Origin of the sequence: Citrobacter sp. Cy070, assembly GCF_030332245.1 — a bacterium.
Taxonomy (GTDB): domain Bacteria; phylum Pseudomonadota; class Gammaproteobacteria; order Enterobacterales; family Enterobacteriaceae; genus Citrobacter; species Citrobacter youngae.
The window spans coordinates 167995-181262 of the sequence record NZ_JAOWIG010000038.1; the positions used below are offsets into that span (position 1 = coordinate 167995).

Consider the following 13268-nt stretch of genomic DNA (forward strand, 5'->3'; position numbering starts at 1 on the left):
CATCAAACGGTATATAAAACCGTTACTCCTTTAGTGCCGGTTATAAATATGATGACCATAAGAAAGTCATTAAATTTATAAGGGTGCGCAATGGCCGTTAACTTACTGAAAAAAAGAACTCTGACGCTGGCGGCGCTGCTGTTGCTGGTGGGTCAGGCGCAGGCAACAGAACTGTTGAACAGTTCATACGATGTGTCTCGCGAGCTGTTTGCCGCCCTTAATCCCCCGTTTGAACAGCAATGGGCGAAGGATAACGGCGGTGACAAACTGACGATAAAACAATCTCATGCCGGGTCATCAAAACAGGCGCTGGCGATTCTGCAGGGGCTGAAAGCCGATGTGGTGACCTATAACCAGGTGACCGATGTACAGATCCTGCACGACAAAGGCAAGTTGATCCCCGCCGACTGGCAAAGCCGTCTGCCGAATAACAGTTCGCCATTCTATTCCACCATGGGCTTCCTGGTGCGTAAGGGGAACCCGAAAAACATTCATGACTGGAATGACCTTGTGCGTTCTGATGTGAAACTGATTTTCCCGAATCCAAAAACCTCCGGTAACGCGCGATATACCTATCTGGCGGCGTGGGGTGCTGCGGATAAAGCTGACGGTGGTGATAAAACCAAAACCGAACAGTTCATGACCCAGTTTCTGAAAAACGTCGAAGTGTTTGATACCGGCGGCCGCGGCGCAACCACCACTTTTGCCGAGCGTGGGCTCGGTGACGTATTGATCAGCTTCGAGTCAGAAGTGAATAACATTCGCAAGCAGTATGAAGCGCAGGGTTTTGAGGTTGTTATTCCGAAAACCAATATTCTTGCCGAGTTCCCGGTTGCCTGGGTAGATAAGAATGTGCAGGCCAACGGGACAGAGAAAGCGGCTAAAGCGTATCTGAACTGGCTGTACAGCCCGCAGGCGCAAACCATCATCACCGACTATTACTACCGTGTGAATAACCCCCAGGTGATGGACAAGCTGCAAGATAAATTCCCGCAGACTGAATTGTTCCGCGTAGAAGACAAGTTCGGCTCCTGGCCTGAAGTGATGAAAACACACTTTGTCAGCGGTGGAGAGCTGGACAAACTGCTGGCGGCGGGGCGCAAGTAAATGTTTGCTGTTTCTTCCCGACGCGTGCTGCCCGGCTTCACCTTAAGCCTGGGCACCAGCTTACTGTTTGTGTGCCTGATATTGCTTCTGCCGCTGAGCGCGCTGGTGATGCAACTGGCGCAGATGAGCTGGGCGCAATACTGGGATGTGATTACTAACCCGCAGGTCGTGGCGGCCTATAAAGTCACGCTGCTGTCGGCGTTTGTGGCATCGATTTTTAACGGCGTGTTTGGTCTGTTAATGGCGTGGATCTTAACCCGCTATCGTTTTCCGGGCCGCACGCTGCTGGATGCGCTGATGGACCTGCCATTTGCGCTGCCTACGGCGGTAGCGGGTCTGACGCTGGCGTCGCTGTTTTCGGTTAATGGCTTCTACGGCGAGTGGCTGGCGAAGCTGGATATCAAGGTGACCTACACCTGGCTTGGTATCGCGGTGGCGATGGCGTTTACCAGCATTCCGTTTGTGGTACGTACCGTACAGCCGGTGCTGGAAGAGTTAGGTCCGGAGTATGAAGAAGCGGCGGAAACGCTGGGGGCTACGCGTTGGCAGAGTTTTCGTAAAGTGGTGCTGCCGGAGTTGTCTCCCGCGCTGGTGGCGGGCGTTGCGCTCTCGTTTACCCGAAGCCTCGGTGAGTTTGGCGCGGTTATTTTTATCGCCGGGAATATCGCGTGGAAAACGGAAGTCACCTCGCTGATGATTTTCGTTCGCTTGCAGGAGTTTGACTACCCGGCCGCCAGTGCGATTGCGTCAGTAATCCTTGGGGCTTCGTTGTTGCTGCTGTTTTCGATTAACACCCTGCAGAGTCGCTTTGGTCGACGCGTGGTAGGTCACTGATGGCAGAGATTACCCAATTGAAACACTATGGGGCGCCCCGAATTAACTGGGGTAAATGGTTTCTGATCGGCACTGGCATGCTGGTGTCCGCATTTATTTTGCTGGTGCCGATGATTTACATCTTCGTGCAGGCGTTCAGCAAGGGATTAATGCCGGTATTACAGAACCTGGCCGACCCGGACATGCTGCACGCTATCTGGCTGACGGTGCTGATTGCGCTGATTGCAGTACCGGTGAACCTGGTGTTTGGCGTATTGCTGGCCTGGCTGGTGACCCGCTTTAACTTCCCAGGACGCCAGCTGTTGCTGACCTTACTGGACATTCCGTTTGCCGTCTCGCCGGTGGTCGCCGGCCTGGTTTATCTGCTGTTTTACGGCTCTAACGGTCCGCTGGGTGGATGGCTGGATGAGCATAACCTGCAAATTATGTTTGCCTGGCCGGGGATGGTGCTGGTGACGGTATTCGTCACCTGTCCGTTTGTGGTGCGTGAGCTGGTGCCAGTGATGTTAAGCCAGGGAAGCAATGAAGATGAAGCGGCGGTTCTGCTTGGCGCGTCCGGCTGGCAGATGTTCCGGCGCGTTACGCTGCCGAATATCCGTTGGGCGTTGCTGTACGGCGTGGTGCTGACCAACGCCCGTGCGATTGGCGAGTTTGGCGCGGTGTCGGTGGTTTCCGGCTCGATTCGCGGCGAAACCCTATCGCTACCGCTACAAATTGAATTACTGGAGCAGGACTACAACACGGTCGGCTCCTTTACCGCTGCAGCGCTGTTAACGCTGATGGCGATTATTACCCTGTTTTTGAAGAGCATGTTGCAATGGCGTCTGGAGAACCAGGAGAAACGCGCGCAGCAGGAGGAAAATCATGAGCATTGAGATTGCCAATATTAAGAAGTCTTTTGGTCGCACCCAGGTGCTGAACGATATCTCGCTGGATATTCCTTCAGGTCAGATGGTCGCGCTGCTGGGGCCATCCGGCTCGGGCAAAACCACGCTGCTGCGAATTATTGCCGGGCTGGAGCATCAGTCCAGCGGGCATATCCGTTTTCATGGCACCGATGTCAGTCGCTTACATGCGCGTGACCGTAAAGTTGGCTTCGTCTTTCAACACTATGCGCTGTTTCGCCATATGACCGTTTTCGACAATATCGCCTTTGGCCTGACGGTTTTGCCACGGCGTGAGCGTCCGAATGCGGCGGCCATCAAAGCGAAAGTCACCAAATTGCTGGAGATGGTGCAGCTTGCCCATCTGGCGGATCGCTTCCCGGCGCAGCTTTCTGGTGGGCAAAAACAGCGTGTGGCGTTGGCGCGTGCGCTGGCGGTAGAGCCGCAGATCCTGCTGCTCGATGAGCCATTTGGCGCGCTCGATGCTCAGGTGCGTAAAGAGCTGCGTCGCTGGCTGCGTCAGTTGCATGAAGAGTTGAAGTTCACCAGCGTGTTTGTGACCCACGATCAGGAAGAAGCGACAGAAGTCGCAGACCGCGTGGTGGTAATGAGCCAGGGACATATTGAACAAGCCGATGCGCCGGACCAGGTCTGGCGTGAACCGGCTACCCGCTTTGTGCTGGAGTTTATGGGTGAGGTTAACCGTCTGCAGGGGACGATTCGCGGCGGCCAATTCCACGTCGGCGCACACCGCTGGCCGCTGGGTTATACGCCAGCGTATCAAGGGCCGGTCGACCTGTTCCTGCGTCCGTGGGAAGTGGATGTGAGCCGTCGTACCAGCCTGGATTCCCCGTTGCCGGTACAGGTACTGGAAGCCAGCCCGAAAGGTCACTACACCCAATTAGTTGTGCAACCGCTGGGGTGGTATAACGAACCGCTGACGGTCATCATGCAGGGCGATGATTCCCCAAGCCGCGGCGAACGGCTGTTTGTCGGGCTGCAAAATGCGCGTCTGTATAATGGCGACCAGCGTATTGAAACGCGTGAAGAGGAACTTGCTCTGGCGGAATCTGCCTGATAGGTTAATTTGCAGGTTTATCGCCCGGTGGCGCTATGCTTACCGGGCCTACCGCATATGCCGTGATTTTGTAGGCCGGGTAAGCGCAGCGCCACCCGGCTTTTTATTGGACAGCACTCATGAACACATTAGAACAAACAATTGGCAATACGCCTCTGGTGAAATTACAACGTCTGACGCCGGATAACGGTAGTGAAATTTGGGTTAAGCTGGAAGGCAATAATCCCGCGGGTTCGGTGAAAGACCGGGCCGCGCTGTCGATGATTGTCGAAGCGGAAAAACGTGGAGAAATTAAGCCTGGTGATGTGTTGATCGAGGCAACCAGCGGTAATACCGGGATTGCGCTGGCGATGATCGCCGCGCTGAAAGGCTATCACATGAAGCTGCTGATGCCAGACAACATGAGTCAGGAACGCCGTGCGGCGATGCGGGCTTACGGGGCTGAACTGATACTGGTGACCAAAGAGCAGGGAATGGAAGGCGCGCGCGATTTAGCGCTGGAAATGGCGCAGCGCGGAGAAGGTAAACTTCTCGACCAATTTAATAATCCGGATAACCCGTACGCGCATTACACCACCACCGGACCGGAAATCTGGCAGCAGACGTCGGGTCGTATTACCCATTTTGTCTCCAGCATGGGCACGACCGGCACCATTACCGGCGTATCTCGTTTTCTGCGCGAGCAGGAAAAAGCGGTTACCATCGTTGGCCTGCAGCCGGAAGAGGGCAGCAGTATTCCGGGGATTCGTCGTTGGCCTGCGGAGTATATGCCGGGCATTTTTAACGCCTCGCTGGTGGATGAGGTGCTGGATATTCATCAGAATGATGCAGAAAACACCATGCGTGAACTGGCTGTTCGTGAAGGCATTTTCTGCGGTGTTAGCTCTGGCGGCGCGGTAGCGGGGGCGTTACGCGTGGCGCGTGCGACACCCGGATCTGTGGTGGTGGCGATCATCTGCGATCGCGGCGATCGCTACCTTTCGACCGGCGTGTTTGGCGAAGAGCACTTTAACCAGGGATCAGGGATTTAGTTTGTAGGCCTGATAAGCATAGCGCCATCAGGCAAACGTACGGCACGATCGCCGGATGACGACGTAAAGCGTCTTATCCGGCCTGCCATAATCAATCGTTACGTTTTTCCACAAGTTTATCAAGGAATTGCCACAGCCTCTCATTCATCTGCTGATAATCCCATGCGCGCATCTCTTCCACTGAGCGGATGAAACGCTTCCCTTTGGCTTCGGCTAACTCCTGCTCAGAGTGCTGAATTAGTCCTTCGACCGCTTCGGCGGTAAATTCCATATGGCACTGAAAGCCATAGACAAAATTACCGTATTGTACGATTTGTCGTGGGCAGCCAACGCTTGTGGCAAGAATTGTCGCCTGGTCGGTTAATCCTGGCATATCGTTGTGCCAGTGACCGACCATCAGCGGCGATCCAAAGTGGGCGATCAGCGGGTGCGCTTTACCTGCTTCAGTCAGTGTAATGGGAAAATGACCAATCTCTTTTTCCGGGCTTTGACATACTTTCGCGCCCAGCGCTTCGCCAATGAGCTGTGAACCTAAGCAGATCCCCACCACAATTTTGCGTGCCGCAATCGCCTGGTTGATCAGGTGCTGTTCGGCCTGAGAGTCAAAATACGGGCACTCCGCCAGCGTGGTGCGTGGAGACTGCGGACCGCCAAAGACGACCAGCATGTCGAAGCCATCGGCATTGGCGGGAACCGATTCTCCGGCGTAAACCCGTGACCAGCTGATGGTATAGCCACGTGATTCGGCCCACGGCAGATACGCGCCAGCAGATTCAAAAGACTCATGAATAACAAAATGAACTCGCACTTTTTCTCTCCTGTTAGCGCTTTTGCGCCTGATGAATATCAGCCGCCAGCTTATGAATATCGTTGTCGTTTAAGGTCGACAGCGTAATGCGCAGACCGTGCGATGGTGTATTCACACCAAATACCTCGCCTTCGCGTACCAGCCAACCGGATTTTGCCAGGGCAAAAGCAAGTGATTGACTGTGGTGCGCCAGAGGCAGCCACAGATTCAGACCATCAGCGACGGGCAGATCAATGCCATATCCTCTGAGAGCGGTGGTCAGTTTTTGCTGCTGTGTTGCGTAAAACTGCTGAGTCTGCACCAGCTTATGTTGATACTCTTCGTCGCTCAGGCAGGCGCAGGCTAAATCCTGAAGCAGATGGCTGACCCACTGGCTACCGGAGTTGAGTCGTAACCGCAGTTTCGCTGAAGTGACCGGATCGCTGGCCACAATGGCCAGGCGTAAGTCCGGACCTAATGTTTTCGACATTGAACGGACGACTGCCCAGTGTGTGGTTTCCTTCGCAATCACCGGATACCAGTGGCAAGCAGATAGCAGCGCAAAGTGGTCGTCGACGATCACCAGCTTCTGTGGATAGCGGGCCAGAATTTCCTGCAATTGCGCCGCGCGTGGGGCACTCAGGCTACATCCCGTTGGGTTGTGAGCCCGCGGCGTCAGGATCACCGCCCGCGCACCTCTTTGTAACGCAGCCTCCAGCATGTCGGGTTGCATGCCTTCGTTGTCTACGGTGACCGGGCTCGCTGAGAATCCCGCATAACGCAACATATTGATGCTACTTAAAAAGCAGGGATCTTCTACCGCGACGCTATCGCCCGGCAATAAATGGGCGCACAGTAGCCGTTCAATGGCATCAATAGCACCGCTGGTGATATCAATTTCCCCCACGCCAGGGAGGGCATCCTGCATCCAGCGTGTGGCCCAGGTTTTAAGCTCAGGCGATACGACGGCATCGCCATACAGACGTGGATTCTTATTTATTTGCGCGAAATAACGGCTGAGATCGGGGAGACAAGTCGGCGCAGGGTTACCGCCGGAAAGGTCGGTAAGCGGGGTATCCGGGTTTCCACCTTCCAGCGCAACGGGGGCAGAAATTTCTTTGATCACCGTGCCATTGCGTCCGAGGCTCTGAGCCAGTCCGGAGGTGACAAGGCGTTTATAAGCCGCCGCGACAGTATTACGGTTAACGTTCAATGCTGTTGCCAGTTCACGCACCGGTGGCAACGTTTCTCCTGCTGCCAACGTGCCTGTAGCGACATGTTGACGAATACTGTCAAAAATTTCGTTAGCGGTTTTTCCGTCGATCATTATTGACCTATGACAAAATGAATTTTAGCATATGACGATAATAGTGAGGCGTCAGCCCGCTGTCCAGCGAGAGGAGAGGTTTATGGAGCAGGAGAGTGAAATACAGTCAGTGCTCTTCGACGACAAGCATCGGGCGTTACAAACCGATATTGTCGCCGTCCAGTCACAGGTGGTGTATGGCAGCGTAGGCAACAGTATCGCCGTCCCAGCCATCAAAGCGCAGGGATTACGCGTCACCGCGATCCCAACGGTGCTGTTCAGTAATACACCGCATTATGAGACCTTTTATGGTGGTGTTATCCCGGCCGACTGGTTTAGCGGCTATCTTCGCGCCTTAAATGAGCGCGATGCGTTACGTGAGCTAAAAGCGGTGACCACGGGGTATATGGGCAGTGCGGAACAAATCGCTCTGTTGGCACAGTGGCTGGAGACCGTTCGGGCTACCCACCCGGATCTGTGTATTCTGGTCGATCCGGTGATTGGCGATACGGACAGCGGCATGTACGTAAAGGCCGAAATACCGCAGGCGTATCGCAAACATCTGTTACCGCTGGCACAGGGACTGACGCCAAACGTGTTTGAGCTGCAGATATTGAGCGGTAAACCGTGTCGCACGCTGGATGAAGCGATATCGGCAGCCAAATCGCTGCTCACTGATACGCTGAAATGGGTGGTGATCACCAGCGCACCGGGAGAAACCGAGGAGGTCATTCAGGTTGCCGTTGTGACAGCTGAAACGGTTGAGGTGCTAGCCCATCCGCGGGTGAAAACGGACCTGAAGGGCACCGGCGATCTGTTCTGCGCTGAACTGGTGAGCGGTATCGTGCTGGGGAAACCACTCACTGCTGCCACGCATGACGCTGCACAGCGCGTACTGGAAGTGATGACGTGGACGCACCAGTGCTGTTGTGATGAATTAATTCTGCCACCGGCAGGGGAGTCGCGATGAAGAGTTACCGGCTGGTGGTTCGCCAGAATGGGCGTATGGTTGGACATTTTGACACCAGCGGGAAAGAAGCGCTGGAAGATATCTGCGTGGCGCGGGCCATGTTTGGCATTGCGGGTGGTTACGACTGTGAGTTGTTGGTGGCGGATTCGGAACGACGGATGCTGGAAAGCGGGCCGGAAGGCATGAAAATCCTGATGCGCGAAGCGTATTATCGACCGATGACCGCGCACATTTAATGGCGGATGAAGTGTATAAAAAAATGGCGCCAATCGGCGCCATTTTTCTCTGCGGCAAGAATTACTTCTTGATGCGGATAACCGGGGTTTCACCCACGGTCACGCTACCGGACAGTTTGATCAGTTCTTTGATTTCGTCCATGTTGGAGATAACAACCGGAGTCAGGGTAGACTTGGCTTTTTCTTCCAGCAGCGGCAGATCGAATTCAATAACCGGGTCGCCCACTTTCACGCGCTGACCTTCTTCAGCGATACGCTTGAAACCTTCGCCTTTCAGTTCAACGGTATCAATACCGAAGTGAACAAACAGCTCAATGCCGCTATCAGATTCGATAGAGAACGCATGGTTGGTTTCAAAGATTTTGCCGATGGTGCCATCTACAGGAGCAACCATTTTGTTACCGGTTGGTTTGATAGCAATACCATCACCAACGATTTTTTCAGCAAAAACTACATCCGGCACGTCTTCGATGTTGACGATCTCGCCAGAGAGCGGAGCAACAATCTCAATAGTTCCGGTGTCTTTCTTATCATCAGAAACCAGAGATTTCAGTTTATCGAACAAACCCATGATCTTCTCCTAAGCAGTAAATTGGGCCGCATCTCGTGGATTAGCAGATTGTTTTTTCTTCAATGAACTTGTTAACCAGCGTCATTAACTCGTCCGTTGTCGGTTGAGCAAGAGCCTGCTCTGCTAACACCTTCGCATCTTCGAAGTTCGTGTTACGGATAATCTTCTTAATGCGCGGGATAGAAATGGCGCTCATAGAGAATTCGTCCAGACCCATCCCCAGCAACAGAAGTGTAGCACGTTCGTCGCCTGCAAGCTCACCACACATGCCGGTCCATTTGCCTTCAGCATGAGAAGCATCAATAACTTGCTTGATCAGCGTCAGAACAGATGGCGACATCGGTTGGTAAAGGTGTGAAATCATATCATTACCACGGTCAACTGCCAGGGTGTACTGCGTTAAATCATTGGTACCGATACTAAAGAAATCAACTTCTTTGGCTAAATGACGCGCAATGGTTGCCGCAGCCGGTGTTTCCACCATCACGCCAATCTCAATGCTTTCGTCGAATGCTTTACCTTCGTCGCGCAGTTCCTGTTTGTAGATTTCGATCTCTTTGCGCAGTGCGCGCACTTCTTCAACAGAGATAATCATCGGGAACATGATGCGCAGTTTGCCGAAAGCAGAGGCACGCAGAATAGCGCGAACCTGGTCACGCAGGATCTCTTTACGATCCATCGCGATACGCACGGCACGCCAGCCCAGGAACGGGTTCTCTTCTTTCGGGAAATTCATGTACGGCAGTTCTTTATCGCCGCCAATGTCCATGGTACGGACGATAACCGCCTGAGAGCCACACGCTTCAGCAACGGCTTTATACGCAGCAAACTGTTCTTCTTCAGTTGGCAGCGATTCACGGTCCATGAACAGGAATTCGGTACGATACAGACCCACGCCTTCAGCGCCATTACGCTCAGCGCCTTCAACGTCACGAACGGTACCAATGTTGGCACACACTTCAACCTGATGTCCGTCCAGCGTGATAGCCGGCAGATCTTTCAGCTTAGCGAGTTCCGCTTTCTCGGTAGCAACCTGCTCCTGAACGGCACGCAGTTGTTCGATAACGTCGTTAGTTGGGTTGACGTAAACCTGATTGTTTACGGCATCCAGAATCAGATAGTCGTCGTTTTTCACCTGAGAGGTGACGCTACCAGTACCGACGATGGCAGGCAGTTCCAAAGAACGCGCCATGATTGAGGTATGAGAGGTACGTCCACCTGCATCAGTGATGAAACCCAGCACCTTCTCGAGGTTCAGCTGTGCAGTTTCTGACGGGGTCAAGTCAGCGGCAACCAGGATAACTTCCTCCTGGATAGCGCTCAGGTCGATAATTGCCAGACCCAGGATGTTACGCAGCAGGCGTTTACCGATGTCACGTACGTCAGCCGCACGTTCTTTCAGGTATTCATCATCCAGCTCTTCCAGGGCTGTGGCCTGACCTTCGATAATCTCATGCGCAGCGGCGTCAGCCGTCATGTGCTTATCTTTAATCAGGGCTATGATTTCCTGCTCCAGCTCCTCATCTTCGAGCAGCATAATATGCCCTTCAAAGATGGCTTCTTTTTCTTCACCGAATGTTTCACCAGCTTTGGTTTTGATCGCTTCCAGTTGCGCAGATGCCTTGGCACGACCGCTCAGAAAACGTTCAACTTCCTGATCAACCTTGTCGGCAGAAATTTTTTTCCGGTCAATGACGATTTCGTCTTCTTTCAGCAGCAGTGCCTTGCCGAAAGCGATACCCGGGGATGCTAAAATGCCTGAAATCATAACCCTACCTTACTTGTGACTGATATTTAAAAGAACTCGTTGAACTTACTCGAGTTCAGCCATCAGTTTAACCAGATGCTCAACTGCTTTCTGCTCGTCTTCGCCTTCTGCGGAAAGGGTAACAACGGTGCCCTGAGTCAGGCCCAGAGTCTGCAGCTTAAACAGGCTTTTTGCGCTAGCGCTTTTGCCGTTGGAAGTCACAGTGATTTCAGACGTAAAGCCTTTTGCTTCTTTAACAAATTGAGCAGCAGGGCGAGTATGCAGACCGTTCGGAGCGGTAATGGTAACTTCTTGCTGGAACATTATATTTCCCCAACTTATAGGTTTAGTGTTGTGGAACTAAAGTCTAGCCTGGCGGTTCAACTTTAGCCTGTATTGTTAGCGTCGACGTAAACAGGACGCGACACAAAAGGAGTTCGGTGCAATCCGTTGCTGGCAACTTCTTGCCGCTGACGTTTCGTTCGTCATTAAACATTATGCCGCGAAAGGAAGAGTTGAACCAAATCATAAAATCGATTCAGCTAGCGCTTTTCCTGTAACGATTAATTTCGCGCATCAAAATAATTAGTTTGGTTAAATACCAGTTCCGGCGGGCTGAATCAATGCCAGGTGGGTTGAAACTTTGAAGCAGGCCACAAAAAAGCACCCAAAAGGGTGCTTTTTTACGCGTTTTTAACATGCTGGCATTACTGTTGCAGTTCTTTCTCAGTGAAGAGATCGGCAAACAGTGCTGTGCTCAGATAACGCTCACCCGATGACGGTAGAATAACCACTATATTCTTATTGGTAAAGGTTTCATCTTCCTGCAGCTTAAGCGCGGCAGCAACGGCAGCACCTGAAGAGATACCTGCCAGAATACCTTCTTCTTCCATCAGGCGACGCGCAGTAGAGATTGCTTCATCATTGGTGATAGCGACGACTTTATCGATAAGTTTCAGATCAAGGTTGCCTGGAATGAAGCCTGCACCGATGCCCTGAATTTTATGTGGACCTGGTTTAAGTTCTTCACCCGCCAGCGCCTGGGCGATAACCGGAGAGTCTGTCGGCTCAACGGCAACGGTGATGAGGTCCGTTTTGCCCTTGGTCCCTTTAATGTAGCGAGTCACCCCGGTCAGCGTACCGCCGGTACCTACGCCAGAGATAAACACATCAACCTGACCATCGGTATCTTCCCAGATTTCCGGGCCGGTAGTTTTCTCGTGGATTTCCGGGTTAGCCGGGTTGCTGAATTGCTGAAGCAGCAGGAATTTTTCTGGGTCGCTGGCAACAATCTCTTCTGCCTTTTGAATCGCGCCCTTCATGCCTTTCGCGCCTTCGGTCAGCACCAGGTTTGCACCCAATGCCTTCAGCAACTTGCGACGCTCAATGCTCATGGTTTCTGGCATCGTCAGGGTGAGTTTGTAACCACGGGCGGCAGCAACGTAGGCCAGCGCGATCCCGGTGTTGCCGCTGGTTGGTTCGACCAACTCAACGCCCGGCTTCAGTACACCACGTTTTTCGGCATCCCAAATCATATTGGCACCGATACGGCATTTGACGCTGAAGCTCGGGTTACGTGACTCCACCTTCGCCAGAATGCGTCCGTTACCGATACGGTTCAGTCGAACCAGCGGCGTATGACCGATAGTCAGCGAGTTGTCTTCAAAAATCTTACTCATGGCCTGTCCTTAACTGTATGAAATTGGGATACCGCTTCAGCATACCTGTTGAGAAAGTATGGGGAAGTAAGGATTTAGCATATCTATATTCAGAAAGGAAATATTCGACGTCAGTATGGAATAAGGGACGGCATAAGCCCCCCCTGTTTTACACATTTTTGCATTACTTCCATAACGCGTGTTTAGCACGATAGCAGTCTACCCACATCGCCGTGGCACCACAAACCGCAACCGGCATGATGAACAGATTGAGCACCGGGATCATCGTAAACAGACTGGTTAGCGCACCGAACTGCATGTTGGTGACTTTGCGTGTGCGCAGGGCGATACGCATCTCTTTAAAGGGCACTTTGTGGTTGTCGAACGGATAATCACAATATTGAATAGCCAGCATCCACGCACTGAACAGGAACCACAGTACCGGGGCAACGGTCTGCCCCACGCCGGGGATAAAATAGAGGAGCAGTAACACAAAGGCGCGCGGGAGATACCACGCCAGCTTTTGCCATTCGCGCTTCATAATACGGGGCACATCTTTCATGATGCCAAGAACGCCAGTGTCAGGCGGTGTTGCACCTGTCAGGCGGGCTTCGAGTTGTTCCGCCAACAAGCCGTTAAACGGTGCGGCAATCCAGTTGGCGATGGTAGAGAACAGGTAGCCAAACACCAGTAGCACGGAGATCGTGACAATCGGCCATAGCAAATAGCTAAGCCACTGTAGCCAGTTCGGGACGTGGCTCATCAGCGCAGGGATCCAACTGTCCAGTTGCGTAAACAGCCACCAGAATGCGCCGCCCATTAGCAGAATATTCACCAGTAAAGGCAGGATAACAAAGCGACGAATTCCCGGTTGAGTGATGAGTTTCCATCCCTGAGAAAAGTAATAAAAACCGCTGCGAGGTACAACTGCAGATGATGAAACCATGGTCAGGACATACTCCTTGTTATATGAGCTCTGGTAAACTTTGCGTATCTTACCGGGTTGTTGAGCGTTAGGCTGTTCAGAAATGTTCGAAAAAACAGCAAAAAGCACGTTTT

General features: G+C 52.7%; 14 protein-coding genes. 7 read left to right on the top strand and 7 right to left on the bottom strand.

The annotated features are described in order from the left end of the window. Positions 1-90 precede the first annotated feature (90 nt). From cysP to cysM, 5 genes are all read left to right on the top strand, one after another. Positions 91-1107 carry a thiosulfate/sulfate ABC transporter substrate-binding protein CysP gene (gene cysP, locus OGY19_RS03680; protein ID WP_061068304.1) on the top strand — a complete coding sequence of 339 codons (1017 nt, stop codon included), beginning with the start codon at positions 91-93 and terminating at the stop codon, positions 1105-1107. Further along, complete coding sequence (gene cysT / locus OGY19_RS03685) at positions 1108-1941, top strand: sulfate/thiosulfate ABC transporter permease CysT (RefSeq protein ID WP_003038061.1); 834 nt, start codon at positions 1108-1110, stop codon at positions 1939-1941. Further along, on the top strand, positions 1941-2816 hold the full coding sequence (gene cysW, locus OGY19_RS03690) for a sulfate/thiosulfate ABC transporter permease CysW (RefSeq protein WP_115601694.1): 876 nt from the start codon (positions 1941-1943) through the stop codon (positions 2814-2816). Before cysT ends, cysW begins: the two co-directional genes overlap by 1 nt. After that, the gene (gene cysA / locus OGY19_RS03695; protein WP_115601695.1) at positions 2806-3903 is read left to right on the top strand and encodes a sulfate/thiosulfate ABC transporter ATP-binding protein CysA; all 1098 of its coding nucleotides are present in this window, start codon (positions 2806-2808) and stop codon (positions 3901-3903) included. The genes cysW and cysA overlap by 11 nt, the downstream gene beginning before the upstream one ends. Before the next feature lie 119 nt (positions 3904-4022). Continuing rightward, positions 4023-4934 (top strand): cysteine synthase CysM, encoded by a 912-nt coding sequence (gene cysM / locus OGY19_RS03700; protein WP_115601696.1) that lies wholly within the window; start codon positions 4023-4025, stop codon positions 4932-4934. 91 nt (positions 4935-5025) lie between these two features. On the opposite strand, the gene OGY19_RS03705 is transcribed toward cysM, so the two are convergent. Further along, positions 5026-5742: a type 1 glutamine amidotransferase gene (locus OGY19_RS03705; protein ID WP_115601697.1), complete on the bottom strand. Its 717-nt coding sequence runs from the start codon at positions 5740-5742 to the stop codon at positions 5026-5028. 13 nt (positions 5743-5755) lie between these two features. Next, positions 5756-7048, bottom strand: coding sequence for a MocR-like B6 salvage transcription factor PtsJ (ptsJ, locus tag OGY19_RS03710; protein WP_115601698.1), 1293 nt, complete (start codon positions 7046-7048; stop codon positions 5756-5758). A gap of 82 nt (positions 7049-7130) precedes the next feature. On the opposite strand from ptsJ, the gene pdxK reads away from it, so the two are divergent. Continuing rightward, positions 7131-7997 carry a pyridoxine/pyridoxal/pyridoxamine kinase gene (pdxK, locus tag OGY19_RS03715; RefSeq protein ID WP_115601699.1) on the top strand — a complete coding sequence of 289 codons (867 nt, stop codon included), beginning with the start codon at positions 7131-7133 and terminating at the stop codon, positions 7995-7997. Next, positions 7994-8233 carry a cytoplasmic protein gene (locus tag OGY19_RS03720; RefSeq protein WP_101742264.1) on the top strand — a complete coding sequence of 80 codons (240 nt, stop codon included), beginning with the start codon at positions 7994-7996 and terminating at the stop codon, positions 8231-8233. The genes pdxK and OGY19_RS03720 overlap by 4 nt, the downstream gene beginning before the upstream one ends. 61 nt (positions 8234-8294) lie before the next feature. On the opposite strand, the gene crr is transcribed toward OGY19_RS03720, so the two are convergent. The 5 genes from crr to cysZ form a co-directional block, all read right to left on the bottom strand. Then, positions 8295-8804: a PTS glucose transporter subunit IIA gene (gene crr, locus OGY19_RS03725; protein ID WP_000522253.1), complete on the bottom strand. Its 510-nt coding sequence runs from the start codon at positions 8802-8804 to the stop codon at positions 8295-8297. Positions 8805-8844: 40 nt separating this feature from the next. Continuing rightward, on the bottom strand, positions 8845-10572 hold the full coding sequence (ptsI, locus tag OGY19_RS03730) for a phosphoenolpyruvate-protein phosphotransferase PtsI (RefSeq protein ID WP_005121951.1): 1728 nt from the start codon (positions 10570-10572) through the stop codon (positions 8845-8847). A gap of 45 nt (positions 10573-10617) precedes the next feature. Continuing rightward, positions 10618-10875: a phosphocarrier protein Hpr gene (ptsH, locus tag OGY19_RS03735; RefSeq protein ID WP_002913505.1), complete on the bottom strand. Its 258-nt coding sequence runs from the start codon at positions 10873-10875 to the stop codon at positions 10618-10620. A 383-nt stretch (positions 10876-11258) separates the two neighbouring features. After that, entirely contained in the window at positions 11259-12230 is a 972-nt protein-coding gene (cysK, locus tag OGY19_RS03740; protein WP_003038091.1) for a cysteine synthase A, read from the bottom strand. 163 nt (positions 12231-12393) lie between these two features. Next, positions 12394-13155 carry a sulfate transporter CysZ gene (gene cysZ / locus OGY19_RS03745; protein WP_086523404.1) on the bottom strand — a complete coding sequence of 254 codons (762 nt, stop codon included), beginning with the start codon at positions 13153-13155 and terminating at the stop codon, positions 12394-12396. Between the last annotated feature and the right edge of the window lie 113 nt (positions 13156-13268).

Excerpts from the sequence above, each read along its gene's own strand:
- cysP (WP_061068304.1), top strand. The coding sequence starts at position 91 with ATGGCCGTTAACTTACTGAAAAAAAGAACTCTGACGCTGGCGGCGCTG.
- cysT (WP_003038061.1), top strand. The coding sequence starts at position 1,108 with ATGTTTGCTGTTTCTTCCCGACGCGTGCTGCCCGGCTTCACCTTAAGC.
- cysW (WP_115601694.1), top strand. The coding sequence starts at position 1,941 with ATGGCAGAGATTACCCAATTGAAACACTATGGGGCGCCCCGAATTAAC.
- cysA (WP_115601695.1), top strand. The coding sequence starts at position 2,806 with ATGAGCATTGAGATTGCCAATATTAAGAAGTCTTTTGGTCGCACCCAG.
- cysM (WP_115601696.1), top strand. The coding sequence starts at position 4,023 with ATGAACACATTAGAACAAACAATTGGCAATACGCCTCTGGTGAAATTA.
- ptsJ (WP_115601698.1), bottom strand. The coding sequence starts at position 7,048 with ATGATCGACGGAAAAACCGCTAACGAAATTTTTGACAGTATTCGTCAA.
- pdxK (WP_115601699.1), top strand. The coding sequence starts at position 7,131 with ATGGAGCAGGAGAGTGAAATACAGTCAGTGCTCTTCGACGACAAGCAT.
- OGY19_RS03720 (WP_101742264.1), top strand. The coding sequence starts at position 7,994 with ATGAAGAGTTACCGGCTGGTGGTTCGCCAGAATGGGCGTATGGTTGGA.
- crr (WP_000522253.1), bottom strand. The coding sequence starts at position 8,804 with ATGGGTTTGTTCGATAAACTGAAATCTCTGGTTTCTGATGATAAGAAA.
- ptsI (WP_005121951.1), bottom strand. The coding sequence starts at position 10,572 with ATGATTTCAGGCATTTTAGCATCCCCGGGTATCGCTTTCGGCAAGGCA.
- ptsH (WP_002913505.1), bottom strand. The coding sequence starts at position 10,875 with ATGTTCCAGCAAGAAGTTACCATTACCGCTCCGAACGGTCTGCATACT.
- cysK (WP_003038091.1), bottom strand. The coding sequence starts at position 12,230 with ATGAGTAAGATTTTTGAAGACAACTCGCTGACTATCGGTCATACGCCG.
- cysZ (WP_086523404.1), bottom strand. The coding sequence starts at position 13,155 with ATGGTTTCATCATCTGCAGTTGTACCTCGCAGCGGTTTTTATTACTTT.